This window comes from Pantoea sp. ME81 (assembly GCF_903970985.1).
Taxonomy (GTDB): Bacteria; Pseudomonadota; Gammaproteobacteria; order Enterobacterales; family Enterobacteriaceae; genus Pantoea; species Pantoea communis.
The window spans coordinates 63,619-88,251 of sequence record NZ_CAJCKS010000002.1; the positions used below are offsets into that span (position 1 = coordinate 63,619).

At 53.7% G+C, this 24,633-nt stretch carries 28 protein-coding genes and 1 pseudogene; 17 read left to right on the forward strand and 12 right to left on the reverse strand.

What is annotated here, in order from left to right:
- Positions 1-48: 48 nt before the first annotated feature.
- The gene (locus H7A81_RS00735) at positions 49-471 is read right to left on the reverse strand and encodes a lysozyme inhibitor LprI family protein (protein WP_255478855.1); all 423 of its coding nucleotides are present in this window, start codon (positions 469-471) and stop codon (positions 49-51) included.
- A 227-nt stretch (positions 472-698) separates the two neighbouring features.
- Here H7A81_RS00735 and H7A81_RS00740 point away from each other — a divergent pair, with 227 nt between their 5' ends.
- From H7A81_RS00740 to H7A81_RS00750, 3 genes and pseudogenes are all read left to right on the forward strand, one after another.
- Positions 699-1,334: a carbonic anhydrase gene (locus H7A81_RS00740; RefSeq protein WP_058961964.1), complete on the forward strand. Its 636-nt coding sequence runs from the start codon at positions 699-701 to the stop codon at positions 1,332-1,334.
- 117 nt (positions 1,335-1,451) lie between these two features.
- A pseudogene (locus H7A81_RS00745) lies at positions 1,452-2,107 on the forward strand (DUF3313 domain-containing protein).
- Positions 2,108-2,212: 105 nt separating this feature from the next.
- On the forward strand, positions 2,213-3,346 hold the full coding sequence (locus tag H7A81_RS00750) for a PQQ-dependent sugar dehydrogenase (protein ID WP_182056422.1): 1,134 nt from the start codon (positions 2,213-2,215) through the stop codon (positions 3,344-3,346).
- Position 3,347: 1 nt separating this feature from the next.
- On the opposite strand, the gene H7A81_RS00755 is transcribed toward H7A81_RS00750, so the two are convergent.
- The gene (locus H7A81_RS00755) at positions 3,348-4,004 is read right to left on the reverse strand and encodes an HAD family phosphatase (RefSeq protein WP_058961967.1); all 657 of its coding nucleotides are present in this window, start codon (positions 4,002-4,004) and stop codon (positions 3,348-3,350) included.
- Between the two features lie 276 nt (positions 4,005-4,280).
- Here H7A81_RS00755 and H7A81_RS00760 point away from each other — a divergent pair, with 276 nt between their 5' ends.
- Positions 4,281-5,486, forward strand: a complete 1,206-nt coding sequence (locus H7A81_RS00760; protein ID WP_166933201.1) for a serine hydrolase — start codon at positions 4,281-4,283, stop codon at positions 5,484-5,486.
- Positions 5,487-5,523: 37 nt separating this feature from the next.
- Here H7A81_RS00760 and ybjG read toward each other — a convergent pair whose 3' ends face one another.
- From ybjG to H7A81_RS00775, 3 genes are all read right to left on the reverse strand, one after another.
- Positions 5,524-6,129: an undecaprenyl-diphosphate phosphatase gene (ybjG, locus tag H7A81_RS00765; protein ID WP_182056423.1), complete on the reverse strand. Its 606-nt coding sequence runs from the start codon at positions 6,127-6,129 to the stop codon at positions 5,524-5,526.
- Positions 6,110-6,802: a phosphatase PAP2 family protein gene (locus H7A81_RS00770; protein WP_370529929.1), complete on the reverse strand. Its 693-nt coding sequence runs from the start codon at positions 6,800-6,802 to the stop codon at positions 6,110-6,112. Before H7A81_RS00770 ends, ybjG begins: the two co-directional genes overlap by 20 nt.
- A gap of 271 nt (positions 6,803-7,073) precedes the next feature.
- Positions 7,074-8,762 (reverse strand): aspartate:alanine antiporter, encoded by a 1,689-nt coding sequence (locus H7A81_RS00775; RefSeq protein ID WP_182056427.1) that lies wholly within the window; start codon positions 8,760-8,762, stop codon positions 7,074-7,076.
- 255 nt (positions 8,763-9,017) lie between these two features.
- Between H7A81_RS00775 and ybjM the strand changes: the two genes are divergently transcribed.
- Positions 9,018-9,389 (forward strand): inner membrane protein YbjM, encoded by a 372-nt coding sequence (gene ybjM / locus H7A81_RS00780; RefSeq protein ID WP_166933205.1) that lies wholly within the window; start codon positions 9,018-9,020, stop codon positions 9,387-9,389.
- Between the two features lie 33 nt (positions 9,390-9,422).
- Here ybjM and H7A81_RS00785 read toward each other — a convergent pair whose 3' ends face one another.
- Positions 9,423-9,686, reverse strand: coding sequence for a GrxA family glutaredoxin (locus tag H7A81_RS00785; RefSeq protein ID WP_034820748.1), 264 nt, complete (start codon positions 9,684-9,686; stop codon positions 9,423-9,425).
- A gap of 261 nt (positions 9,687-9,947) precedes the next feature.
- Between H7A81_RS00785 and H7A81_RS00790 the strand changes: the two genes are divergently transcribed.
- The 10 genes from H7A81_RS00790 (at position 9,948) to rlmC (ending at position 18,685) form a co-directional block, all read left to right on the forward strand.
- Positions 9,948-10,199: a DUF1418 family protein gene (locus H7A81_RS00790; RefSeq protein WP_097119351.1), complete on the forward strand. Its 252-nt coding sequence runs from the start codon at positions 9,948-9,950 to the stop codon at positions 10,197-10,199.
- Between the two features lie 12 nt (positions 10,200-10,211).
- Complete coding sequence (gene nfsA / locus H7A81_RS00795; RefSeq protein ID WP_182056429.1) at positions 10,212-10,934, forward strand: oxygen-insensitive NADPH nitroreductase; 723 nt, start codon at positions 10,212-10,214, stop codon at positions 10,932-10,934.
- A gap of 17 nt (positions 10,935-10,951) precedes the next feature.
- On the forward strand, positions 10,952-11,854 hold the full coding sequence (rimK, locus tag H7A81_RS00800; protein WP_038647884.1) for a 30S ribosomal protein S6--L-glutamate ligase: 903 nt from the start codon (positions 10,952-10,954) through the stop codon (positions 11,852-11,854).
- 86 nt (positions 11,855-11,940) lie between these two features.
- Positions 11,941-12,420 carry a YbjN domain-containing protein gene (locus H7A81_RS00805; protein ID WP_038647881.1) on the forward strand — a complete coding sequence of 160 codons (480 nt, stop codon included), beginning with the start codon at positions 11,941-11,943 and terminating at the stop codon, positions 12,418-12,420.
- A gap of 371 nt (positions 12,421-12,791) precedes the next feature.
- The gene (gene potF, locus H7A81_RS00810) at positions 12,792-13,901 is read left to right on the forward strand and encodes a spermidine/putrescine ABC transporter substrate-binding protein PotF (RefSeq protein WP_166936484.1); all 1,110 of its coding nucleotides are present in this window, start codon (positions 12,792-12,794) and stop codon (positions 13,899-13,901) included.
- A gap of 119 nt (positions 13,902-14,020) precedes the next feature.
- Positions 14,021-15,154, forward strand: coding sequence for a putrescine ABC transporter ATP-binding subunit PotG (potG, locus tag H7A81_RS00815; RefSeq protein ID WP_156102820.1), 1,134 nt, complete (start codon positions 14,021-14,023; stop codon positions 15,152-15,154).
- Between the two features lie 9 nt (positions 15,155-15,163).
- Positions 15,164-16,120: a putrescine ABC transporter permease PotH gene (gene potH / locus H7A81_RS00820; protein WP_160868934.1), complete on the forward strand. Its 957-nt coding sequence runs from the start codon at positions 15,164-15,166 to the stop codon at positions 16,118-16,120.
- Positions 16,117-16,962, forward strand: a complete 846-nt coding sequence (gene potI / locus H7A81_RS00825) for a putrescine ABC transporter permease PotI (RefSeq protein ID WP_034820710.1) — start codon at positions 16,117-16,119, stop codon at positions 16,960-16,962. The genes potH and potI overlap by 4 nt, the downstream gene beginning before the upstream one ends.
- Positions 16,963-17,035: 73 nt before the next feature.
- A complete protein-coding gene (locus tag H7A81_RS00830) occupies positions 17,036-17,500 on the forward strand; it encodes a YbjO family protein (RefSeq protein ID WP_182056430.1) in 465 nt (154 codons plus the stop codon).
- Between the two features lie 48 nt (positions 17,501-17,548).
- Positions 17,549-18,685, forward strand: a complete 1,137-nt coding sequence (gene rlmC, locus H7A81_RS00835; RefSeq protein WP_182056432.1) for a 23S rRNA (uracil(747)-C(5))-methyltransferase RlmC — start codon at positions 17,549-17,551, stop codon at positions 18,683-18,685.
- Positions 18,686-18,748: 63 nt separating this feature from the next.
- Here rlmC and H7A81_RS00840 read toward each other — a convergent pair whose 3' ends face one another.
- The 6 genes from H7A81_RS00840 to H7A81_RS00865 form a co-directional block, all read right to left on the reverse strand.
- On the reverse strand, positions 18,749-19,480 hold the full coding sequence (locus tag H7A81_RS00840) for an arginine ABC transporter substrate-binding protein (RefSeq protein WP_182056434.1): 732 nt from the start codon (positions 19,478-19,480) through the stop codon (positions 18,749-18,751).
- 186 nt (positions 19,481-19,666) lie between these two features.
- A complete protein-coding gene (gene artM / locus H7A81_RS00845) occupies positions 19,667-20,335 on the reverse strand; it encodes an arginine ABC transporter permease ArtM (RefSeq protein ID WP_182056436.1) in 669 nt (222 codons plus the stop codon).
- Positions 20,336-20,338: 3 nt separating this feature from the next.
- Positions 20,339-21,052, reverse strand: coding sequence for an arginine ABC transporter permease ArtQ (artQ, locus tag H7A81_RS00850; RefSeq protein ID WP_182056438.1), 714 nt, complete (start codon positions 21,050-21,052; stop codon positions 20,339-20,341).
- Positions 21,053-21,058: 6 nt separating this feature from the next.
- Complete coding sequence (gene artJ / locus H7A81_RS00855; RefSeq protein WP_034820697.1) at positions 21,059-21,790, reverse strand: arginine ABC transporter substrate-binding protein; 732 nt, start codon at positions 21,788-21,790, stop codon at positions 21,059-21,061.
- Between the two features lie 15 nt (positions 21,791-21,805).
- Positions 21,806-22,534: an arginine ABC transporter ATP-binding protein ArtP gene (artP, locus tag H7A81_RS00860; protein ID WP_058961797.1), complete on the reverse strand. Its 729-nt coding sequence runs from the start codon at positions 22,532-22,534 to the stop codon at positions 21,806-21,808.
- A 239-nt stretch (positions 22,535-22,773) separates the two neighbouring features.
- Entirely contained in the window at positions 22,774-23,313 is a 540-nt protein-coding gene (locus H7A81_RS00865) for a lipoprotein (protein ID WP_166936481.1), read from the reverse strand.
- Between the two features lie 97 nt (positions 23,314-23,410).
- Here H7A81_RS00865 and H7A81_RS00870 point away from each other — a divergent pair, with 97 nt between their 5' ends.
- A complete protein-coding gene (locus tag H7A81_RS00870) occupies positions 23,411-23,731 on the forward strand; it encodes a heavy metal-binding domain-containing protein (protein WP_100702561.1) in 321 nt (106 codons plus the stop codon).
- Complete coding sequence (locus H7A81_RS00875; protein WP_182056440.1) at positions 23,731-24,555, forward strand: N-acetylmuramoyl-L-alanine amidase; 825 nt, start codon at positions 23,731-23,733, stop codon at positions 24,553-24,555. Before H7A81_RS00870 ends, H7A81_RS00875 begins: the two co-directional genes overlap by 1 nt.
- Positions 24,556-24,633: the final 78 nt, after the last annotated feature.

A 24,633-nucleotide genomic window follows, 5' to 3' on the forward strand; every position in this document is an offset into this window, starting at 1 on the left:
GAAAATGTATAGGGAAGATGCATTGTGGGGAGCAATCCCCGCAAGAAATTATCCTTCCATGTTGGTGCTATTGCGTAATCGATATAAATCCAACGCTTTATCACGAATCACGTTTAATTTAGATTCAGCAGCAACGAGTCCCCATATAGTCCCTTCCTGTTGCTGGTAGAACGTTTCCATAGCTGAAAAATAATCGTCTTTATATTTTATCCAGCTACGCTGAGAAATTTTCATTTGTTGTTTGAATGCTTCATTTTGGCCGCTTAACAGTGCTCTGTATTGCACATTGAGCTCCTTATCCCAGTCTTGAGTGGCCTTTTGATAGCAATCAGCGGTTTCAAGGGTATTGTTAGCATTCATTTTGCAATTTTGCAGGCGATCATCAAGCGGTTTGGCAATGTCAGTAGGGGCAGCAGCAGCCGATCCACAAGCCATCAGCAAAGAAATAATCAACATTTTTTTCATACTCATCGCTATCCTTATCTAAGAGGTTAAAAATTTTTAACGACGATAATATCGTCAATTTTGAACTTATCTTTAATATGGCAAAGGGTGATCCGAGTTGTGTAATCCAGCCTGTTTTGCTTAAATGTTCGGTTGGTGATTGTAACTTATTCACCGCACTGAAGAATTTGAACGCGTGCTGACGGTGCAGATCGTACCGCCAGCGCAGATGCGGATAAAGTGAGAGCAGACAAATGCAAGAGATCGTTAAAGGTTTTCTGAATTTCCAACAGAATGTGTTCCCTGAAAGGAAGGATCTTTTCAAAAGTCTGGCGTCAAACCAGAATCCCAAAGCCCTGTTTATCTCCTGCTCAGACAGCCGTCTGGTGCCTGAACTGGTCACCCAATCCGAGCCAGGCCAGCTGTTCGTGATCCGTAACGCCGGTAATATTGTGCCGCCGTTTGGTCCCGAACCGGGTGGTGTCTCCGCCACGATTGAGTACGCGGTCGTTGCGCTGGGTGTGACTGAGATCATCATTTGCGGTCACTCCAACTGTGGTGCCATGAACGCCATCGCGTCTAATGCGGATTTAGAAAGCATGCCAGCGGTCGATCACTGGTTGCACTACGCCAATGCGGCGAAAGCCGTGGTGGAAGAGCGTAACTATGAAGCAGTTGAAACCCGTCTCAATGAAATGGTCAAAGAGAACGTGATTGCTCAGCTGAACAATATCAAAACACACCCTTCGGTAGCGGTGGCGCTGCGTAAAGGCAAAGTGCGTCTGCATGGGTGGGTTTATGATATTGAGAGCGGCGGCATTATTGCCTTGACCAAAGGCGGCGAAAGGTTCATTTCGTTGTCTGAGAATCCTGAGACCTGCTTCGAGTAATTCCTTAACCACCTGCAATGCAGGTGGTTTCTTCTCCCATTCTGTGAAAATTTCCCGCCAAAGCGCAGCGTGCGCTCTACACTTGAGAAGCGATTTACCTCTTATAAGGGCTTTCTCATGCGATTTCGTCTTTATATTCCTGCTTTAACGCTGGTTATGCTGGCGGGGGTTGTACCTCTCATGTTGCGGATAAACAGCAGTTTTCCGGCTTTCTCGGCGATTACAGCCAGTTAAAATCTGAATAGTCGCCCAGCGGTAAACCGACATTGCGCTGGATCTCGCCGGATTATCACAGCGCGGATTACACCAACGTGGTGTTCGAACCCGTGGTTTACTATCCCGCCGCGCGACCGACTGAACGCATCAGCCAGCAAACATTGGATCAAATCCGTCAGTACACCGATAGCCAGTTAAAACGCGCGGTCGCAGAACGTAAACCGGTGGTGGGCAAGCCTGGTGCACATACGCTCAGGGTGAAAAGCGCCATCACCGCCGTGACGGCAGAAAACGAAGGGATGCAGTTCTACGAAGTGGTGCCGATTGCGGCAGTTGTAGCGAGCACCATGGCGGCCACTGGCCACCGTACGCAAAACAGTGCGCTGTTCCTCGAGGTGGAAGCGGTCGATGCGCAGACCGGTAAGCCAATGATCAAAGTTGTGCGCAAAGCCTTTGGTAAATCCCTGCCGAACAACAGTACGCCAATTACGCTCAACGATCTTCGTCCGGGCATCGACGAAATGATTCGTGATGTTGTGGCCTTCTCCGCGCCTTAATCCCGTCGCCCGGCGCTATGTCGGGCTTAATGTTTTGTAAATCCTGCACATCCTTTCTTACGGGCTGACTACCCTTAACGGCAGACCGTGATAAAGGAGAATCCCATGCGTTTACTGCCTGTCGCGCTGTTGCTTGGCGCATTGAGTTATGCCCATTCGACCCTGGCTGCTGATGTTCAGGTTCAGGTACTACAGGACAAACTTGATCATCCGTGGTCAGTGGCTTTTCTGCCTGACAATCAAACGTTGTTAATAACCGAACGATCCGGGCAACTCCGCAGTTGGCAGCCGGGAAAAGGCTTGTCGCAACCCATTAGCGGCGTACCCAAAGTGTGGGCGAATCGTCAGGGCGGCTTGCTGGATGTGGTGCTGGCACCGGATTTCGCCCAGAGCCGCCGCGTGTGGCTCAGTTACACCACGGCAGATGCCGAGGGGCGAGCGGGCGGTGTGGTCGGCTATGGTCGGCTCAGCGACGATAACCGTCAATTGAGCGACTTCAAGGTGGTGCTGGAGCAGACACCCAAGCTCTCCAGCGGTGCCAATATGGGGACCCGTCTGGCATTTGATGGTCAGGGCTATCTCTACATTGCCTTTGGCGACAACTTTTCCAGCCTCAGCGCCCAACAACTCGACAAGCTTTCAGGAAAAATCGTGCGCCTGACCCAGAACGGTGAAATCCCGGCAGACAATCCTTTTGTCCAGCGCAAAGACGCGCGGGCAGAAATCTGGTCTTACGGTATGCGCAATCCACAGGGATTAGCTTTCAATCCGTGGACACAGCAAATGTGGGAGAGTGAACACGGCCCGCGCGGCGGTGATGAAGTAAATATCCCGCAGAAAGGCAAAAACTACGGCTGGCCATTGGCCACCTACGGCATTGATTACAGTGGACAGAAAGTGCCGGAAGCGCAGGGCACGCACGTGGCGGGCACGGAACAACCGCAGTTCTGGTGGAAAGTGTCACCAGCCATCAGCGGGATGGCGTTTTACAACAGCGCACGTTTCCCGCAGTGGAAAAACTCGCTGTTTATCGGCGCATTAAAGGAAAAAAGCCTGATTCGCCTGCGGGTGAACGGCGAGAAAGTGGTCGAAGAGCAGCGACTGCTGGAGGATCGCGGTGAACGTATTCGCGATGTGCGTCAGGGGCCGGATGGTTATCTTTATGTGCTCACCGACGAAGCCAACGGTAAGCTGCTAAAAGTCGGGCTGGCGGAACCCGCCAGCGCCTCGCGTGGTTAACTTAACGTACCCAGCTGCATACTTCCCAACCCCGCTGCTGCGCTTCCTGCTGCAGCAGCGCATCCGGATTAATGACCCAGGCGTGATCAGCGTGGTTGAGCAAGGGTAAATCGTTCATGGAGTCGCTGTAAGCCCAGGTTTTTTCAAAGCGCTTATCCTGTTGCAAAGCTTTCCAGTCGCTCAGGCGGGTGACTTTCCCTTCACGATAGGTGGCGGTGCCATAAATCTGGCCGCTGTAGCGCTCGTCAACCACTTCTACGCCAATCGCCAACGCGCCGTGTACACCCAGACGTTGCGCAATCGGCACCGCCAGATGATCGCCACTGGCGGTAATGATCATCACGGTGTCGCCGCGTTGCTGATGCCAGTTTATGCGTTCCCGCGCGGCGGGGAAGACGCGTGGCAGAATATCGCGATGGATGAAACGCCGTACCCAACCCTCAACCGTCAGGGTCGCCATACCGGCGAGCGGGGAAAGCGTGGTGCTCATATACTCTTCAATCGACAGGGTGCCGGCATGGTATTTCTCCATTAAGGCTTGTTCCTGAGAGATGAGTGCTTCGGGGGCAAATCCCTGTGAGACCAGCCAGCGCAGCCACAGGCTGGTACTGTCTTCACAAATCAGGGTTTCGTCCAGATCGAAAACGGCTAAGTCCATCGTGGTTCTCCTCGGGCTGATTGGCATCAGGTTAGCGGAATTTTGTGACTGGCTTAACCGTTCTGCGAAAAATCGGAATTTCTCTCACTTTTTCCACTACGGCGTAACAGTAAAAGTGGCAGCGCGTCGGGGTTGATGCCAGGGTTACTCTAATAAACTCTATAAATCTTTACGGTTGGACGGTTTTGTTCGCAGGTGGTAAGCGTGTAGCTTTTATTAAGACATGTCTTACCTGCTAGAAAACCATGATTTAACAAGGACAATCTGGTCACGCTCATGAGAAAAAACTCCGTCATTTCTGCCTTGCGGCCGCTGGCTGCCACTTCATTATTAGTGCTTTTCCTTCCCGTCACCACTCAGGCTGAACAGGCGCCTGCTGCACCGCAAATTGAGGCCAAAGCCTGGATTTTGATGGACTACAACAGCGGCAAGATATTGGCTGAGTCCAATGCCGACCAGCGGTTGGACCCCGCCAGCCTGACCAAAATGATGACCAGCTACGTGGTCGGCCAGGCGCTAAAAGCCGGCAAGATCCATAACGATGACCTGGTGACCATCGGACAAGATGCGTGGGCAACCGGCAACCCGAAACTGCGCGGGTCATCGCTGATGTTCCTGAAACCGGGTGACCGTATTCCGGTCTCTGAACTCAACAAGGGCGTGGTGATTCAGTCAGGCAATGATGCCTGCATCGCGCTGGCCGATTATGTCGCCGGTAGCCAGGACTCGTTTATCGGTCTGATGAACAACTACGTTAAGGCGTTTGGATTACAGAATACCCACTTTATGACCGTGCACGGGCTGGATGCCGATGGGCAATACAGTACCGCGCGCGATATGGCGATTATCGGCCAGCGTTTGATCAGCGATGTACCTGAAGAGTATGCGTTAAACAGTGAGAAAGAGTTCACCTTTAATCACATCAAGCAGATGAACCGTAACCGCCTGTTATGGAGCAGTAACCTGAAGGTGGATGGGATTAAAACCGGACACACTTCGGGCGCGGGTAATAACCTGGTCGCGTCCGCCGTGGACGGAGACATGCGTTTGATCTCGGTGGTACTGGGTACGCAAACCGATGCGATCCGCTTCCGTGAAAGTGAGAAGCTCCTCACGTGGGGTTTCCGTTTCTACGAGACAGTGACACCGATTAAAAGCGATAAGCCTTTTGCCCAGCAGCGCGTGTGGTTCGGTGAGCAGAGTCAGGTCAATCTCGGTGTCGCGAAAGACGCAGCGATCACTGTGCCGAAAGGGCAGATGAAAAACCTCAAGGCGAGTTTCACCCTGAATTCACCGCAGCTGGAAGCGCCACTGGAGAAGAATCAGGTGGTGGGGACCATTGATTTCCAGCTGGATGGCAAAACCGTGGATCAGCGCCCGCTGGTGGTGATGGAAGCAGTGCCGGAGGGCGGATTTATTGGCCGTATCTGGGATTTCATTATGATGAAATTTAACGGCTGGTTTGGGAAGTGGTTTAGCTAGTCCCTTATCGGGCGGCCCGAGTGAGCCGCCCTTTACCTTAGCCGCGTACCCATCCTTTTTTGATCGGCATAGCGAACAGAGCGCGATACAGTTGGTGGGTGAAGGCCAGCATGCGTTCGCCATACAACTGCCACGCCATATGCGAAGCCAGACACGCCAGCAAGCCCACCAAAAATCCGCCCAGCATATCCATCGGCCAATGCACGCCAAGATAGACGCGTGACCAGGCGATCGCACTGCCAACGGCCAGCAGAATGACACCAGACCATAGGCGATGCCAGAAGATGAACGCCAGCGCAAAAGTAAAGATGGTGGTGCCATGATCACTGGGATAAGAGTCATCGGCGGCGTGAGCGAGGAATTGGTGTCCTAAGCCAATGGCAAATGGACGCGGATGCGGCAACAGTTGGCCCACGCACCATGAAATGCTTAATGCATAAATCAGCGCTATACCGGTTTTCAGTACCAGCGCGCGTTGAGATTGCACCTGATCGCGCGGTCCCCAAAACCATAAGGCCACAATCAGCAGCGGGACAATGGCAATCACATCTTTGGCGATAAAGGTCGCCAGATTAATCAACCATGGCGGTGAATCCGTCGTGGCGTTGATCCATAGAAACAGGCTATGGTTGAGCGCTTCCATCACGTTTGCTTTTCCTCATCTTGTCTACCCAAAAAGAAACACCAGCAAAAATCAGCACCTGGCTCAGCCACACCCACCAGCCAGCCCACAAGTTGTGAGAGAAAAAGTGGGCACCGCGCATCACCTGTCCGTATCCCATCAGCAACCCCACCGCGATACCGAATAACAGCGCCAGCACGGCGCGGCGTGGATGCTCGGGCCACCACAGGAAGAACAGCGCCATCAGGGCAAAGCCGCTGGAAGCGTGACCGCCGGGGAAGCATTGCCCGGGACCGCTGTTAGTCGGAGTCGGGTCCAGCAGTACAAAACTGGCTGCCTTACCGCCAAACATCGCCAAATCCCATGGACAGGAGTGCGCGCTGTGCGCCTTCAGGATGCCCACCACTAGCGGCCCCATACCAAACAGCAGGGCCACCAGCACGCGACGGCCATCGCGCTTCTGCACACCTCGTAACAACATCAATACCGCTCCAGCGATGATCACATCCTTGAACAAGCGATGATTGATCAGATCCAGCCAGCGGTTGTGTTGCCACGGAAACGTCTGCGTCTGTGGGTCAAACCACTGCTGGCTGATAGCGATATCCAGGCTTTCGTGGCGCGACCACCACATAAACACCAGTGCTGAAATTGCCAGTAAAATAAAGTTGATAGCGTAAAAGCGACCAGACAAACAATAAATAGTCGGGCTCTTAATCTTATCGTGGGTTGTTGGAGTGTTTAACTTTGATGAAAGTTGCATGAATATTGGAAAATAGCGAAACCAGAGTGGCAGGGTCGCAATTTACGCTTAGGAGAACCTTAAGCGGCAGGAATTGCAGGCATAAAAAAACCCGCAAGTCAGTGACCGGCGGGCTCCACAATTTGGGGATTTCAAAGAAAAGCAGTGGCACTTATTCAGACTGCGGCCCAAATAGAAAGTTCTGAACGCAGTAAAAATATTTTTAAAAAGGCAAAAGCGGCCAAATTATCACAATAAGCGTGCCGGCGAGCGTCAGCAAAACGTTAGCAATCGCATAAGTTCCTGCATAGCCGAGTGCCGGAATGCTACTGCGTGCGGTATCGCTGATAATCTCCATGGCCGGGGCACAGGTGCGAGCGCCCATGATGGCACCAAACAGCAGCGCGCGGTTCATACGCAGCACGTAGGCACCAAACAGATAGCAAATCACCACCGGGATCAGACTCACCAGCAGACCGCTGAGCAACATCAAGGCGCCCGCGCTGCCAAGGCCATGTTGCAGGCCGCTGCCAGCGCTTAGGCCGACACCCGCCATAAACACCATCAAACCGAACTCTTTCACCATGGTCAGCGCCCCTTGCGGAATGTAGCCAAAGGTCGGATGGTTGGCGCGCAGGAAGCCGAGCATGATACCTGCGAACAGCAAACCGGCGGCGTTACCGATGCCAAAGCTGAAGTTGCTGAACAGGAAGGTGATCATGCCGATCATCAACCCAATGATAAAGAAGGCGCAGAAGGCCAGCAGATCGGTCATCTGACTGTGAATCGCGATAAAGCCGATACGATCCGCCAGGCTTTTCACACGGCGCGCTTCACCGCTCACCTGCAATACATCGCCTTTGTTCAGCATGATGCTGTCATCAATCGGCATCTCAATCTGACTACGAATCACCCGGTTAAGGAAACAGCCGTGATCGGTGAGTTTCAGATGGCTCAGGCGTTTATTCACCGCATTGTGGTTCTTCACTACAATCTCTTCGGTGACGATGCGCATGTCGAGCAAATCGCGGTCGAACACCTCTTTGCCGTTACGGAAGCTGGCATCGAGGCGTGCATGCGCGTCGGGATAGCCCACCAGTGAGATTTCATCGCCGAGTTGTAGCATCGCATCCCCATCCGGACTGGCGAGAATACCGTTACGACGCAGGCGTTCAATGTAGCAGCCGGTCTGGCGATGAATGCCCAGCTCGCGCAGGTTTTTACCGCCGCTCCATTCCACCAGTTCCGGGCCAACGCGATAGGCGCGGATCACCGGTAAGAACACTTTACGCTGGCTGTCGGCATCCAGACCGCGCTCTCGCGCAATCTGCTGTGCACAGGTCGGTAAGTCCTGATGTTGCAGACGAGGCAGATAGCGCGCGCCAAAGATCAGGCTGACCAGACCAATCAAATAGGTGAGGGCGTAACCGAGGCTGAGGTTATCCTGCATCATGCTGAGCTGATGGTTGTCACTGATGCTTTGTCGCAGCGTGTCACCCGCGCCCACCAGCACCGGCGTGGAGGTCATGGAACCGGCCAGCATGCCCGCCGTCAGGCCGATATCCCAGCCGAACACTTTGCCGAGTCCCAACGCAACGAGCAGGGCGCTGACCACCATAACAATGGCAAGAAGGAAGTAGTTTTTACCGTCGCGGAAAAAGATCGAGAAAAAGTTAGGTCCGGCTTCAACACCGACACAAAAAATAAACAACATAAAGCCGAGACTGAGTGCGTCGGTATTTATCGCAAAGTGCTGCTGACCTAAAATCAATGAAACAACGAGGACACCAATGGAATTTCCTAGCTGTACCGAGCCGAGACGTAATTTGCCTAAGCACAGCCCCAGGGCTAAGACGACAAATAATAACAGAACGTCATTTCCGCTTAACAATTCTGCGACGTTAATGTTCACGGTTTAACTTCTTCTTTACCTGTAACAAGTTGATGAAAGGGCCTTTTTTCGCTATCTTGTGGCAGCTGTGAATGTCCTTGCCGCCAGGAAGGTGCAGACCATTATTTAAAACGGCGTCATTCTAATCATAAATAACTTCCTCAGCTATCAGCAGTTTTTAATCCTTCTGCCAGCGGCTGTTTCTTTTTATTTCCACTTGTGCGCATCAGGGCAGTAAACGTTTCAATATTGTTAACAACAAAGTTGAGGATGGTTATGTTGCAGCGCAATAATCGCTGGCCAGCATCGGTTCTGGGTATGATGCTTTATACGCTGGTGTTTATTTTTGCACACCATTTTTGGGCCGTTGCCGCGGAACAAGCGATGCGGGGACAGCCTGAATTATTGCTGTTTTTATTGCCGGGCATGTTAATGGCGCTGTTGCAGCCGGATAGTCCCCTGGTCAGTACATTGTGGGTCGCCGTGGTGGGCACGCTTTTGGGTATGGCCTGGATGTGGCTCACCGTCACGCAGATGCACAGTTGGCTGCTGATTGTTGCATGGAGTTTAAGTGCGCTGTTTTGGGCTGGATGCGGGGCGTTACTGGTCCGCCTGATGAGGATTATGCTGGCGATGCGTGCCGAATAGCACGATCAAAAACGGGCCCGCAGGCCCGTTTGCTTAGGCTTCAACACCCAGATTTTCTTTGGTCCATGCCGCAAATTCGGTGTAACCACCGATGTGCTGGTCATCAAGGAAAATCTGCGGCACGGTGGTCACCGGTTTGCCGGCACGTGCTTCCAGGTCGGCCTTGGTGATGCCGGTCGCCTGAATATCGACGTACTGATAGTTGAAATCATCGCGCTCGCTGGTCAGCTTGGTGGCTAACTCTTTCGCACGTACGCAGTATGGGCAGCTTGAACGGCCAAAAATCACTGCAATCATTGCTTCTCTCCTTCCGCTGCTGTTTTGTGACCAGTTTCACATTACAGCGTGAATAATGGCTAACATCATGCCCGCCCATCCTGCTTAAGCAAAGAAGAAAATGCCTGTTACTCTAATGACCGCAATCTATGTCCATCATACTTCACTCCGCAGACGCGTTTGGCTTCAGTTAAGCTGCTGGTGATAGCCATGCCTTGCTGCAGAGCGAATTATTCGGGTCTAAAATGCGACTGACCTATTGAGCAACTGAGGAAATCGCCCATGCGTAATCTGGCCACGTTGCCGAAACCGGTTTTGCTGCTGGAAGTGCTTGGCGTGCTCGCGGTGATTGGTGCGCTATTACTGGTTAATAACTGGATTGCGGCACCTGATTTTATGGCGCAGAAGTCGCTGGCGACGCTGCTTTTTTTCCTTGGCATTGCGCTGATGCTGCCTGCCGCCTGGCTGATGATGTGGCGTACCGCGCAAGCGATGGCACCGCAGTTGTTCAATCACAACCACAAAAAGAAGTAACCGGAGAGGATTATGACGCCGACCATCGATTTACTGTGCAGCCACCGTTCCATTCGCGCCTTTACCGAGCAGGGCATTGATGATGCTCAGCGCAGCGCGATCATTGCTGCAGCACAAGCGGCCTCGACCTCCAGTTTTTTACAATGCTCCTCGATTATTCGCATTACCGACCAGGAAAAGCGTGATCAGCTGGTGCAACTCACCGGCGGGCAGCCATGGGTGAGTGCCGCCGCTGAGTTTTGGGTGTTTTGTGCCGACTTTAATCGTCATCAGCAGATTTGCCCGGATGCGCATCTCGGACGCGCCGAGCAACTGCTGTTGGGTTGTGTCGATACCGCATTAATGGCACAAAACGCCATGGTCGCGGCGGAATCGCTGGGGCTGGGTGGTGTGTTTATTGGTGGCATACGTAATAGCATCGCGCAAGTCACCGATTTGCTGGAACTGCCGAAATTTGTGCTGCCACTGTTTGGCTTCTGTATCGGCCATCCAGCCTCTGTCCCAGACGTGAAACCGCGTATGCCAGCGGCGATGCTGGTGCATGAAAATCGTTATCAACCTGTCGATAAAAGCGTGCTGGACCAGTACGATAACCAAATCACGGCTTATTACCAGCAGCGTGACAGCAACCAGCGTTCGGAAACCTGGAGCGAACTGATTCAACGCCTGATCATCAAAGAAACGCGTCCGTTTATGCTGGATTATCTGCATCAACAGGGCTGGGCAACGCGCTAAGCACAAGGAATTCTGCAATGAAGATGGCCATTCTCACGCGTGATGGAACGCTGTACTCGTGTAAGCGCCTGCGCGACGCCGCGGAAGAGCGTGGCCATCAGGTGCAGATGATCGATCCGCTCTCCTGCTATATGAACATCAACTCCGATTCGCCCGCGGTGCATTATCGTGGCGAACCGCTGGGCCACTTTGATGCCGTTATCCCGCGTATTGGCACAGCGACCACCTTTTACGGCACGGCGGTGCTGCGCCAGTTCGAGATGTTGGGCAGCTATCCGCTGAATGAATCGGTGGCCATCACCCGGGCGCGTGACAAACTGCGATCGCTGCAGCTGCTGGCGCGCGAAGGCATTGATATGCCGATCACCGGGTTCGCCTCTTCGCCTGATGATACCCAGGATGTGATCGCCATGGTCGGTGGTGCGCCGCTGGTGGTGAAACTGGTCGAGGGCACGCAGGGGATTGGCGTGGTGCTGGCGGAAACGCGCCAGGCGGCTGAGAGCGTGATTGATGCCTTTCGTGGCCTTAACGCCCACATTCTGGTGCAAGAGTTTATCAAAGAGGCACAGGGGCGAGATATTCGCTGCCTGGTGATCGGCAATGAAGTGGTGGCGTCGATTGAGCGTGAAGCGAAAGAGGGGGATTTCCGCTCAAATCTTCATCGTGGCGGTAAAGCGCACGCTGTGACCATCACCGAAAAAGAGCGCGAAATCGCCGTGAAAGCCGCATCCACGCTCGGGCTGGAAATCGCAGGGGTGGATATTTTACGCGCCAATCGCGGTCCACTGGTGATGGAGGTGAATGCCTCGCCAGGGCTTGAGGGCATCGAAGGCACCACCGGCCTCGACATCGCTTCCATGATGATTCATTGGGTAGAAGCGCATGCTTGCCCCGGCTATCGTCTTAAAACCGGGGGCTAGGCGCGCTTTTACGTGGTTTTCGTGGCATCAGTTAGACTTTTTCCGTAAGCTAAGGCGCTTATTTCTTCACCCCACAGGACATAACGATGGATTCACTGGTCGTTCCTGACATCGACATCCTGCGTCGCTGGCTGGATCAACAAAATATCACCTGGTTCGAATGCGATGCCTGCCAGGCACTGCACCTGCCGCACATGCAGAATTTTGACGGGGTGTTTGATGCAAAAATCGACCTGGTGGACAACGTCATCCTCTTCTCGGCCCTCGCGGAAGTGAAACCCACAGCATTGATTCCTTTGGTCGGCGATTTATCGCAGATCAATGCCAGTTCGCTTACGGTAAAGGCCTTTATCGATATCCAGGATGACAATCTGCCCAAGCTGATTGTCTGCCAGTCGATCAGTACCACTGCCGGATTGACGTTTGGTCAGTTCTCGCACTTTATGAAGCAAAGTGAAGAGGGCGTTTCCATGGTGATTATGGAAGCCTTTGCCAATAATTTGCTGATGATGGGCGAAGAAGAGGAGCGCCAACCCAGCTCCAGCAGCCACGCGATGCTGCACTGAGTTCCCCGCCTCGCTAACTGCCGCTTTTTGCGGCAGTTTTCATTTTAGCCCTACCACTTTTTATTCTGCATTTTGCCCTTTATTGCCAGATATTAGTCGTGCTTTATGCCGCTAGTGCCAAACCCCATAGCAGAAACATGCATAAAATATCGCAAAAAGGCGTTTTTTACGCTGGGATCTGGCACGCCTGAAGCAGGGGGGCTATTCTTGCGGGGCTGCTTGAGACATGCAACCTCAGCACAGGTATAGGTTTTTGCTATTAAACTCCCGCTGAATATTGATTCATTGTGTGTCTGTGATTAAACAGAAAACGCAACGTCCGGATCGCGTGTATGCAGCGTTGTGATGACCCCCTCAGGAGGATGGAAAACATGTTCAACCAACGTAAAAAATGGTTGCCAGGTGTGGTTGCTGGTGTGCTGATGGCTGCGGCCGCTGGTGCTCAGGCAGAAGATAAAACGCTGCACGTCTATAACTGGTCCGATTATATTTCGGCCGACACCGTGCCGAATTTTGAAAAGCAGACCGGTATCAAAGTGGTCTACGACGTGTTCGATTCCAACGAAGTGTTGGAAGGTAAGCTGATGGCGGGTTCTACCGGCTACGACGTTGTGGTGCCATCTTCCAGCTTCCTTGCTCGCCAGCTACAGTCCGGCGTTTTCCAGGAGCTGGATAAGAGCAAGCTGCCAAACTATAAAAACCTCGATCCTGATTTGATGGCGAAAGTCGCGCAGCACGATCCGGGTAACAAATATGCGATTCCGTATCTGTGGGGTACCACCGGTATCGGCTATAACATCGACAAGGTAAAAGCCGCGCTGGGTACTGATGCGCCCGTCAACAGCTGGGATTTGGTGCTGAAGCCTGAAAACCTGGAAAAACTGAAAAGCTGTGGTGTTTCCTTCCTCGATGCGCCGGAAGAGATCTTCGCCACCGTGCTGAACTACCTCGGCAAAGATCCGAACAGTTCAGACGCCAAAGATTACACCGGTGCCGCGACCGATCTGCTGCTGAAGCTGCGTCCTAATATCCGCTACTTCCACTCGTCTCAGTACATTAATGACCTGGCGAATGGCAACATCTGTGTGGCGATCGGTTGGTCTGGCGATATCCTGCAGGCGAAAGATCGTGCAGTCAAAGCCAACAACGGCGTGCACCTGGGTTACAGCGTGCCGAAAGAGGGCGCTCTGGCCTTCTTCGATATGATGGCGATTCCGAAAGACGCGAAAAACCTCGACGCAGCCTATCAGTGGCTGAACTACATCATGGATCCAAAAGTGATCGCGGATGTCTCTAACAAGATGAACTACGCCAACGGCAACAAGGCGTCACTGCCATTGATCAATGCCGATGTGCGCAACAATCCGGGCATCTTCCCAACGCCGGATGCGATGGCCAAGCTGTTTGTGCTCAAAGTCCAGGATCCGAAACTGGATCGTGCGCGCACCCGTGCATGGACTAAAGTAAAAAGTGGTAAGTAATTCGTTCTAAACGGATTCGTTACCTGTAGACGACAACAGAGGCGCGGTGATGGCCTCTGTTGTGCCATTTTAGCGGCTGGCTGTGCCGCGCTACACCGCTTAGCGCCGGAGAAATGTTAGTGAACGACGCGATTCCCCGCCCCCCAAATAAAACGGCTAAGGCGTTAACGCCGCTGCTGGAAATTCGCAACCTGACCAAATCTTTTGACGGCCAGCACGCCGTGGATGATGTCAGCCTGACCATTTATAAAGGCGAGATTTTTGCCCTGCTGGGTGCTTCCGGCTGTGGTAAATCGACCTTGCTGCGCATGCTGGCGGGCTTTGAACCACCGACCAGCGGGCAGATTGTGCTGGATGGGCAAGACCTGTCGCACGTTCCGCCTTATCAGCGCCCGATCAATATGATGTTCCAGTCCTACGCGCTGTTCCCGCACATGACGGTGGAGCAGAACATTGCCTTTGGATTGAAGCAGGATAAATTGCCGAAAGGCGAAATCAGCAGCCGCGTGGCCGAAATGCTGACGCTGGTGCATATGCAGGAATTTGCTAAGCGTAAACCGCATCAGCTTTCCGGCGGTCAGCGTCAGCGCGTGGCGCTGGCGCGTAGCCTGGCGAAACGCCCCAAACTGCTGCTGCTGGATGAGCCGATGGGCGCGCTGGATAAGAAACTGCGCGACCGCATGCAGCATGAAGTGGTGGATATTCTGGAGCGCGTCGGCGCGACCTGCGTGATGGTAACGCACGACCAGGAAGAAGCCATGACTATGGCCGGTCGTATTGCCATCATGAACCGTGGAAAATTTGTGCAGATTGGTGAGCCGGAGGAGATCTACGAGCATCCTACCAGCCGTTACAGTGCCGAATTTATCGGTTCAGTTAACGTGTTTGATGGCCTGCTGCGTGAGCGCACGGAAGAGGGCGTGGTCATTGATGCGCCGGGCCTCGTACATCCGCTTAAAGTGCAGACCGATGTCTCTATCATCGATAACGTGCCGGTGCATGTCGCTTTACGTCCGGAAAAAGTGATGCTGTGCGAAGAGGTGCCGGCGGATGGCTGCAACTTTGCCGTCGGCGAAGTGGTGCATATTGCCTATCTCGGTGACCTGTCGATTTATCATGTTCGCCTGCGCAGCGGTCAGATGATCAGCGCGCAGCTGCAGAATGCACATCGCTACCGCAAAGGTGCGCCAACATGGGGTGATGAAGTTCGCCTGTGCTGGGACGCCGACAGCTGTGTGGTTCTGACGGTTTAAGGAGGCGTAATGAGCCAGATTTCTCAACGCAGCGAGCCGGAAATGGTGGGTACACCGCTGCAGCGCTGGGGCACGCGTATTAAAATGCTGCATGGTCGCAAGCTGGTGATCGCCTTGCCTTATCTTTGGCTGATCCTGCTGTTTCTGCTGCCGTTCCTGATCGTGCTGAAGATCAGTTTCGCCGATATTGCGCGTGCCATTCCGCCTTACACCGATCTGGTGACCTGGGCTGATGACCAGCTCAATCTGGTGCTGAATCTCGGTAACTACATCACGTTGACGGATGATCCGCTGTATGCCGAAGCCTATCTGACCTCGCTCAAGGTGGCGGCGATTTCTACCGTAATCTGTCTACTGATCGGATATCCGCTGGCGTGGGCGGTAGCGCACAGCAAACCTTCAATGCGCACCATCCTGCTGTTGCTGGTGATCTTGCCCTCCTGGACCTCGTTCCTGGTGCGCGTGTACGCGTGGATGGGCTTGCTGAACAACAACGGCATTCTTAACCGCTTCCTGATGTGGCTGGGGGTTATCGATCACCCGCTGGTGATTCTTTACACCAATACCGCGGTGTATATCGGCATTGTTTACTGCTATCTGCCGTTTATGGTGTTGCCGATCTATACCGCACTAACCCGTATCGACTACTCGCTGGTCGAGGCCTCACTGGATCTGGGCGCGCGTCCGCTTAAAACCTTCTTTAGCGTGATTGTGCCGCTGACCAAAGGCGGGATTATCGCCGGTTCGATGCTGGTGTTTATTCCGGCGGTAGGGGAGTACGTGATCCCAGAACTGCTGGGAGGGCCGGACAGCATCATGATTGGCCGTATTCTATGGCAGGAGTTCTTTAATAACCGTGACTGGCCGGTGGCTTCGGCGCTAGCGGTGATCATTCTGTTGATTTTGATTCTGCCGATCATCTGGTTCCACAAGCATCAAAATCGTGAGTTAGGAGAGAAGGAATGAATCAGTTACCGACCATTCGCTCTCCATGGCGTACGGCGATTTTGGCCGCATGCTTCCTGTTCCTGTACGCGCCGATGCTGCTGCTGGTGGTTTACTCCTTCAACAGCTCGCAGTTGGTCACCGTATGGGAGAGCTTCTCATTCCACTGGTACAAAGTGCTGTTCCAGGACGATGCGATGCTGGATGCCGTTGGCCTCAGCCTGACCATCGCCGCGCTCTCGGCCACCATGGCGGTGGTGTTGGGTACCATGGCGGCGGTGATCATCGTGCGTTTCGGTCGTTTCCGTGGGCATAGCGGTTTTGCATTTATGCTCACCGCACCCTTGGTCATGCCGGATGTGATCACCGGGTTGTCACTGCTGCTGCTGTTTGTAGCAATGGGCAACACCTTTGGCTGGCCAAGCGATCGCGGCATGCTCACCATCTGGCTGGCGCACGTCACTTTCTGTACCGCTTATGTGTCAGTGGTGATCAACTCCCGTCTGCGCGAGCTGGATCGTTCCATTGAAGAGGCGGCGATGGATCTCGGGGCAACGCCGCTCAAAGTGTTCTTCGTGATTACCGTGCCAATGATTGCTCCGGCAATTGTCACCGGTTGGCTGCTGGCCTTTACGCTGTCACTGGATGATCTGGTGATTGCCAGCTTCGTCACCGGGCCGGGCGCCACCACGCTGCCGATGGCGATCTTTGCTACCGTGCGACGCGGCGTCAATCCAGAGATCAATGCGTTAGCCTCATTGATTTTGTTTGTCGTCGGCCTGGTCGGTTTCATCGCCTGGCGCTTTATGGCGCACGAAGAAAAACAACGTTTACGCGATATTCAGAAAGCTAAACGTGGCTGAAAGCCGTAACATTTGCCAATATAATAACGGGCCGATTTAATGGCCCGTTTTTTTATGGTTACGGAGTCAAACCATGTCGGAAACCCTCAAAAATGCGATGGCAAATTCTACGCCTGCACCGGTGATGGTGGCGGGGATCGCCATTATTGCCACGCGCTGTCTCAGCGTGCTGATGCTAGCCAATGAACTGGGTTACGACGAAATGGCTAACTTTGTCCACCGCAGTGCACAGGCATGGGATTCCACGCTGATTTTTATCGCCAGTCAGCTAATCTTTCTGTTTGAACTACGCTGTGCCTTTACCCTTTTGCGCGGTAGCAATCGCGGACGATGGGGTTATGTGATGGCGCAAATTATCGTGCTCGGTTATATGCTGATGGCGTCCGTTGGATGGATCTACCCGGAAATCTTCAGTATTCCCGGTGAAACTAATGCACAGATCATCCACCACACGCTGATGCAGAAAGTACCGGATGCGCTGGTGTTACTGCTGTTGTTTGTGCCGCCCAGCAGTCGCGCATTTTTCCGCGCCCGGTGATACAATCTGCCCCCGATTTTTCTCCCGATTCTGAATACAGGCCTTTCCATGCATTGCGCGCTTTATGATGCCGGTCGCTGTCGTTCGTGCCAGTGGCTGGAGAAACCCTATCCGCAGCAGCTCAGCGAGAAGCAGTCGCTGCTCGAGCAGTTACTGTCGCAGACCGCGGTGGCTGAGTATTTACCGCCGGTGACCTCCGCGCTGCAGGGTTTTCGTAATAAAGCCAAAATGGTGGTGAGCGGCAGCGTCGAACGGCCAATTTTTGGCATGGTGGCGCGTGATGGCGAACCGGTTGATCTGTGCGATTGCCCGCTCTATCCCGCCCGCTTTGCGCCGGTATTCGATGTGCTGAAACCCTTTATTGCCCGCGCCGGATTAACGCCCTACAACGTGGCGCGCAAACGCGGTGAACTGAAATTCCTGCTGCTGACCGAGAGTTCGCAAGGTGGCATGATGCTGCGGTTTGTGCTGCGTTCTACCAGCAAGCTGGAGCAGTTGCGCGCGGCCTTACCCTGGCTGCAGCAGCAGTTACCGCAGCTGAAAGTGATCTCCGCCAACATCCAGCCGGTGCATATGGCGATTCTGGAAGGGGAAGAAGAGATTGCTTTGACGCCGGATCAAGCGCTGGCGGAGTGTTTCAATCAGGTGCCGCTGTATATTCGCCCGCAGAGTTTCTTCCAGACTAACCCGCAGGTCGCCGCCGATTTGTATGCCACGGCGCGTGATTGGGTCGCGGAGCTGCCGGTGTCCAGCATGTGGGATCTGTTCTGCGGCGTGGGCGGTTTCGGCTTGCACTGTGCCACGCCCGAGATGCAGCTGACCGGTATAGAGATCAGTGCGGAAGCCATTGCCTGTGCGCAGCAGTCGGCTGAACAGTTAGGACTCGATAAGGTGAGTTTCGCCGCGCTGGATTCGACCCAGTTCGCCACATCGCGTGAGCAGGTGCCACAGTTGGTGCTGGTCAATCCGCCGCGTCGCGGGATTGGGGCTGAGCTGTGTGCTTATCTCAGTGAAATGGCGCCAGACTACATTCTCTATTCGAGCTGCAATCCCAGCACGATGGCGCAGGATATTGCACGTCTGGCCGATTACGCGGTGAGCCGCGTCCAGCTATTTGATATGTTCCCGCACACCGCACATTTTGAAGTGCTGACATTACTGATTAAGAAGGGTGGAGCCACGTAGCCACCGCCTGAACGGAGGACGTGCAGAACCTGTCAGGTGGCATGCCACGAGGCTCCATAATGCTTATTCCGGGAACCACTTCTGGTTGATTTGCTGCCAGGTGCCATCGGCTTTCAACGCCACCAACGCGTCATTCATCTCTTTTAACAGCGCTGCATTGCCTTTACGCACCGCAATGCCTAAGCCGGTGCCGAAGTATTCGGTATCGGTGATATGTTCACCTACTGGGCTGAGGTCTTCATTGGCTTTTAGCCACTGATTGACCACCGCACTATCGCCAAATACGCCGTTCAGGCGACCATTTTTCAGATCGAGAATCGCATTCTGATAGCTGTCATAGGCCACGGCGATCACTTCAGGATGTTTCTCCAGCAGGTATTTCTGATGCGTGGTGCCATTTTCAACGCCGACACGCTTACCTTTCAGCTGACTTAAGTCGGTGTACTGGTCTTTATGTGCAATCACAATCGCGGAGTTTGCGTAGTAAGGCTGAGTGAAATCGACCTGTTTGCTGCGCTCGGCGGTAATATCCATACCCGAGATAACCGCATCGTAACGACGGAACTTCAGCGAAGGGATCAGACTGTCAAACGCGTTATTGGTGAAGGTGCAATCCGCTTTCATTTGCTGGCATAACGCTTTAGCCAGATCGATATCAAAGCCAACGATTTGGTTGTCGTGGTCGAGGGATTCAAACGGGGGATAGGTCGCAGAAGAGGCGAAGCGGATTTTTTCCACCGCATAAGCATTCGTTGCCAGTGTTGCCAGCGCCGCAGCAACAATCCATTTTTTCATTATGTGACTCCTGTAAACCATGCCAGAGATAGAACGGGTTACACGATGCCAGTAAATGAATTTATATGCAAATAATATGATTAAAAAATTACATGCGTTATTGGGACGTAGCAGCGCGAGATATGTCGCGTTTGTCCGCAGCACTTTCACCTCAGACAAACGCGATACTTCGCGCCACTACAACACTCAATTACGGTGTTCGAATACCAATGCGCGCTTTTCGATTAAACGCATCATCAGCGTGAGCAAACCGTTGACCACCAGATAGATCAGCCCGGCAGCAGCATACACCGTGATGTCATAAGTGCGGCCATACAGCAATTGCCCATGGCCCATCACTTCCATCAGCGTAATGGTGTACGCCAGTGAAGTGCTCTTAAAGACTAAAACGACTTCGTTAGAGTAAGAGGAGAGGGCGCGTTTAAACGCATACGGCAGCAGAATACGCAGCGTGTCTTTACGGTTCATCCCCAGCGCAGCGCAGGATTGCCACTGTCCGGAGGGGATGGCACGTACTGCACCGTAAAATAGCTGAGTGGTATAGGCTGCACTGTTGAGCGACAGTGCAATCAGCGCGCACAGCCAGGGCTGTGATAGCAGATGCCATAACCACGGCACGTTCTGAATGCTGGGAAACTGGCCGGGACCGTAATATATCAGGAAGATTTGCACTAGCAGCGGCGTGCCGGTGAACACCGTGATGTAGCCTTTCACCAGCCAGTTCAGCACCGGGACTTTCAGTGAGAGCACGATGGTACACAGCAGCGATAGCACCAGCGCGGCAATCAGTGACGCGATGGTTAAGGTCAGGCTGGTGTGCAGCCCTTTCAGGAGTTCGGGTAAGTAATCCAGCATGCGTCAGGCCCCCCGCTCGAAACGTGTGGTGCGTGATTCAATACGGCGCAGTATCGCCTGACTGAGCAGCGTGATGATCAGGTAGACGGCCGCAGCCACCAGATACCAGGTAAAGGGTTCCTGGGTGCGTGTGGCAATGCTTTTGGTTTGCAGCATGATGTCATTCACGCTAATTAGCGACACCAGCGCAGTATCTTTCAGTAACACCAACCACTGATTGCCCAGGCCCGGCAGCGCATGACGCCACATTTGTGGCATGATCAGGCGGAAAAAAATCGCCGATTTCTTCATACCCAACGCCTGGCCAGATTCCCATTGGCCGACAGGCACTGCTTTCAGCGCGCCACGCAGCGTTTGGGAGGCGTAGGCCGAGTAAAGCATTGCCAGGGCAATGACGCCGCACAGGAAAGGGCTGACGTCGAAGTTTTCAATCTGAACCTGCACGGGAATGCTAAACAAGCCCAGATTGATATGGAAGCCATCGGATAAGGTCAGTAGCAGCTGTGAGGCACCAAAGTAGACAAACAGCACCACCAGAATTTCCGGCAGGCCACGGATCAGTGTCACCAGCCCGGTACCGATCCACGCCAGCGGTTTCCAGCGGACGGTTTCCCAGCCAGCAAAAATCATCGCCAGCACAAGGCCGGCGATCAGTGCACAAACAGCAAGGCCGACGGTCATGCCGGCGGCGCTTGCGAGTGGAATCATTTCATTCATCAGAGATTACTGCTGGAACCATTTGTTGTAGATGGTTTTGTAAGTGCCGTCAGCTTTGATCTTCTCCAGAGCGGTGTTGAATTTGCCCTGCAGCTCAGTATTACCCTGACGGACCGCGATACCCAGACCGGTACCGAAGTAATCTTTATCGGTCACTTTCTCACCCAACGGTGCGAGGTTGGCGTTCTGTTTCAGCCATTCGTTCACCACGGCGGTATCACCAAATACCGCATCAATGCGGCCATTTTTCAGGTCCAGAACCGCGTTCTGGTAGCTGTCATAAGGCACAACCGTGATGTCGTTGTGTTTATCAGACAGGTATTTCTGGTGCGTGGTGCCGTTCTGAACGCCAACGCGTTTACCTTTCAGCGCATCCACATTCGCCAGCTTGCCTTTCTGGGCAATAAAGATCGCGGAATTATCGTAGTAAGGCTTGGAGAACAGCACCTGCTTTTCACGCTCTGGGGTGATATCCATACCCGCCATCACGGCGTCAAAACGACGGAACTTCAGGCTGGGGATCAGGCTGTCAAATGCCTGGTTGGTGAAGGTACAGGTCGCATCAATCTCTTTACACAGCGCATTGGCCAGATCGACATCGAAGCCCTGAATTTTGTTGTCAGAATCCACAAATTCAAATGGAGGATATGAAGCTTCGGTGGCAAAACGCAGGGTTTGCGCAGCAGAAGCGCTCAGGCTCAGACCGGCAAGCAGTGCAGCAAGTACGACTTTTTTCATTAGATGCATCCTGACTTAGTGCGAAAGATAATGTGCAAACGCTTCGGTTTGCGGCTGTGTAAAGTGGCTGGCATCGCCTTGCTCAACGATATGGCCGTTCTCCATGTACACCACGCGGCTGGCGGTTTTGCGCGCCACCTCGACTTCGTGGGTCACAATCACCTGGGTGATCTGCGTTTGCGCCAGCTCACGAATGATGCTGACGATTTGCGCGGTGATTTCAGGGTCGAGCGCGGCGGTGGGTTCGTCGAACAACAGCACCTGCGGCTCCATCATCAACGCTCGGGCAATCGCCACACGTTGTTGCTGGCCACCAGAAAGATGCAATGGAAAACGATCGGCAAAGGGGGTCAGACGCAGACGCTCCAGCAGTTTGTCAGCGCGCGCGCGTGCGGCGTCTTTGCTGAGACCGAGCACGCGGCACGGCGCTTCAATCAGATTCTGCACCACGCTGAGGTGTGGCCACAGATTGTATTGCTGGAACACCATGCCCACGTTTTGGCGCAGTTCACGGATCGCGCTGTCTGACGGCGCTTTGCTGAAGTCGAAGTGATTCCCGGCAATCTGCAGGCTGCCGGAACGCGGCTGCTCCAGCAGATTGAGGACGCGCAGGAGCGAACTTTTACCCGCGCCACTCGGCCCGAGCAACACCAGCGTCTCTCCCTGCGGACAAGCCAGGTTGATATCGAACAGTGCCTGATGGGCACCGTAAAAACAGTTTATGGCGTTTAGTTGAATACTCATGCGCAAAAAATGAATAGTAATTAGTGCCGCGAATCTTAACGTCACCAGAATAGTTATGCAATTGTGGTGGGTTAAAATTTATTAAACAGCAGTGAAGTCCCAAAAGCGTAGCACAATATCGCGCAGGTCAACGCCGGGAAGGGCTCGCTGGCTGCAATTTATTGATGAAAAATTAACAAAAAACGCCGCAAAGATGCGGCGCGCTTATGTTTAGAACTGAGTGCTGTTAAATTGAACAGCTATTTCTTCTCTTCCAGCAGCTGGCTGAGCGATCCGCCGCCTGCGTGCGGCCAGTCACCGACGTAACGAATATCATCCACCGCCCAGCAGGTTCCTTCGTGAATCATCAATACCTCGTCATGCCAGCTTTTGCCATCACGGCTCAAATCGACTCGCAGTGGGATGTTACGTGCATCGCGATTAGGAATGGTTGAGGCGCTGGCAACATCGGCGGATGTGGGACCCTGTGCGAGGCTGGAGAACAGATCGGCCTGGCTCCAGGAGGCAGGTTTATTGCTCTGCGTGCTGGCGCTCAGCAGTTTTTGATACAGGCGATCGCTCAGGTAAGGGCGATATTTTGCCAGCGTGGTGCTATCGGGCAGACCCTGACCGGGCTGGCTGATGCGCAAATCGTAAAACTGCTGCGCGACGCTATCTGGGCCACCGTCGGCACAGCTGGCAGTGCGCGGTCCGTTATCCTTGATCACCGGTTCAACGGTGGTACAGGCACTGAGCAGTAACGCAGCGGGAACAAGCAGCGCAAAGGCATTGTTTCTCATCTCGATTTCCTTATTGTTCACTGGCAAAGCGTCATTTTTAGCATAGAGTATAGTCTTGCTTTTACGCCGTACGAGCTGTTCACCTCAGGAGAGAAAAATGAAATTTTCCACCACGCCCACCTTAGAAGGGCACAGCATCACTGAATATTGCGGTGTGGTTACCGGTGAAGCGATTCTCGGGGCCAACATTTTCCGTGACTTCTTTGCCGGGATTCGCGATATCGTCGGTGGTCGTTCCGGTGCTTATGAAAAAGAGCTGCGCAAAGCGCGACAGATCGCGTTTGAAGAGCTGGAAGAGCAGGCAAAGGCACTGGGTGCGAATGCGGTCGTGGGCATTGATATCGATTATGAAACCGTTGGCAAAGACAGCAGCATGCTGATGGTCAGTGTGACCGGTACCGCAGTGATTATTCGCTAATGCGTTTTGCTGTTCTGTTGGCGCTGGCGTTTTTACTGAGTGCCTGTCAGTCGTCTGTTGAGCCGCGCAACGGCTACTGGGTCGATACCGCGCATCCGGCGCAGGGCGCGCGGCCTCGCATTAAAGTGGTGGTGATCCATTATACCGCCGAAGATCTGCCATCCTCGCTGGCCACGCTCACCGATCGTGAAGTCAGTGCCCACTATTTGATCCCGCAGCAGCCGGCGCAAAAAGGCGGCCAGGGCGTCATCTGGCAACTGGTGCCGGAGCGCGAACTGGCGTGGCATGCCGGGCCGAGTTTCTGGCGCGGTGCGACCCGTATCAATGACACGTCGATTGGGATTGAGATCGTCAATCGTGGCTACACGCGGACATTAACCGGCGTGGAGTGGCAGCCTTTTACGCCTGCGCAAATCAGCGTGCTGGTGGCGCTGGTGAAGGATATTACGCAGCGTTATGCCATCACACCTGAAAATCTGGTGGGGCACAGCGATATCGCGCCGCAGCGGAAACAGGATCCTGGCCCGTTGTTCCCGTGGCAGCAGTTGGCGGAGCAGGGGCTGGGCGCATGGCCCGATCGCGCTACCGTGCAGCGTTATCTCCACGGGAATGCGGCTGATGCGCCCATCGATCAGGCCGAACTGTTGGATGCGCTGCAGCGCTATGGTTATGACGTCAATTCAGCGAATACCCCGCCAATGCAGCGTAAGCTGATCGCGGCGTTTCAGATGCACTTCCGTGCGCGAGATTATCGAGGCATCGCCGATGCGGAAACGCTGGCGATAGCTCGGGCACTGCTGGCGAAATACGGCGCAGCGCAGTGAAGAGACGGTGTATGGCATCGCCGATGCGGAAACGCTGGCGATAGCTCGGGCACGGCGGGGCGCGGACGACGCTCGCGG

Coding starts and splice junctions, on each gene's coding strand:
- H7A81_RS00735 (WP_255478855.1), bottom strand. CDS start 471: ATGAGTATGAAAAAAATGTTGATTATTTCTTTGCTGATGGCTTGTGGA.
- H7A81_RS00740 (WP_058961964.1), top strand. CDS start 699: ATGCAAGAGATCGTTAAAGGTTTTCTGAATTTCCAACAGAATGTGTTC.
- H7A81_RS00750 (WP_182056422.1), top strand. CDS start 2,213: ATGCGTTTACTGCCTGTCGCGCTGTTGCTTGGCGCATTGAGTTATGCC.
- H7A81_RS00755 (WP_058961967.1), bottom strand. CDS start 4,004: ATGGACTTAGCCGTTTTCGATCTGGACGAAACCCTGATTTGTGAAGAC.
- H7A81_RS00760 (WP_166933201.1), top strand. CDS start 4,281: ATGAGAAAAAACTCCGTCATTTCTGCCTTGCGGCCGCTGGCTGCCACT.
- ybjG (WP_182056423.1), bottom strand. CDS start 6,129: ATGGAAGCGCTCAACCATAGCCTGTTTCTATGGATCAACGCCACGACG.
- ybjM (WP_166933205.1), top strand. CDS start 9,018: ATGTTGCAGCGCAATAATCGCTGGCCAGCATCGGTTCTGGGTATGATG.
- H7A81_RS00785 (WP_034820748.1), bottom strand. CDS start 9,686: ATGATTGCAGTGATTTTTGGCCGTTCAAGCTGCCCATACTGCGTACGT.
- H7A81_RS00790 (WP_097119351.1), top strand. CDS start 9,948: ATGCGTAATCTGGCCACGTTGCCGAAACCGGTTTTGCTGCTGGAAGTG.
- nfsA (WP_182056429.1), top strand. CDS start 10,212: ATGACGCCGACCATCGATTTACTGTGCAGCCACCGTTCCATTCGCGCC.
- rimK (WP_038647884.1), top strand. CDS start 10,952: ATGAAGATGGCCATTCTCACGCGTGATGGAACGCTGTACTCGTGTAAG.
- H7A81_RS00805 (WP_038647881.1), top strand. CDS start 11,941: ATGGATTCACTGGTCGTTCCTGACATCGACATCCTGCGTCGCTGGCTG.
- potF (WP_166936484.1), top strand. CDS start 12,792: ATGTTCAACCAACGTAAAAAATGGTTGCCAGGTGTGGTTGCTGGTGTG.
- potH (WP_160868934.1), top strand. CDS start 15,164: ATGAGCCAGATTTCTCAACGCAGCGAGCCGGAAATGGTGGGTACACCG.
- potI (WP_034820710.1), top strand. CDS start 16,117: ATGAATCAGTTACCGACCATTCGCTCTCCATGGCGTACGGCGATTTTG.
- H7A81_RS00830 (WP_182056430.1), top strand. CDS start 17,036: ATGTCGGAAACCCTCAAAAATGCGATGGCAAATTCTACGCCTGCACCG.
- rlmC (WP_182056432.1), top strand. CDS start 17,549: ATGCATTGCGCGCTTTATGATGCCGGTCGCTGTCGTTCGTGCCAGTGG.
- H7A81_RS00840 (WP_182056434.1), bottom strand. CDS start 19,480: ATGAAAAAATGGATTGTTGCTGCGGCGCTGGCAACACTGGCAACGAAT.
- artM (WP_182056436.1), bottom strand. CDS start 20,335: ATGCTGGATTACTTACCCGAACTCCTGAAAGGGCTGCACACCAGCCTG.
- artQ (WP_182056438.1), bottom strand. CDS start 21,052: ATGAATGAAATGATTCCACTCGCAAGCGCCGCCGGCATGACCGTCGGC.
- artJ (WP_034820697.1), bottom strand. CDS start 21,790: ATGAAAAAAGTCGTACTTGCTGCACTGCTTGCCGGTCTGAGCCTGAGC.
- artP (WP_058961797.1), bottom strand. CDS start 22,534: ATGAGTATTCAACTAAACGCCATAAACTGTTTTTACGGTGCCCATCAG.
- H7A81_RS00865 (WP_166936481.1), bottom strand. CDS start 23,313: ATGAGAAACAATGCCTTTGCGCTGCTTGTTCCCGCTGCGTTACTGCTC.
- H7A81_RS00870 (WP_100702561.1), top strand. CDS start 23,411: ATGAAATTTTCCACCACGCCCACCTTAGAAGGGCACAGCATCACTGAA.
- H7A81_RS00875 (WP_182056440.1), top strand. CDS start 23,731: ATGCGTTTTGCTGTTCTGTTGGCGCTGGCGTTTTTACTGAGTGCCTGT.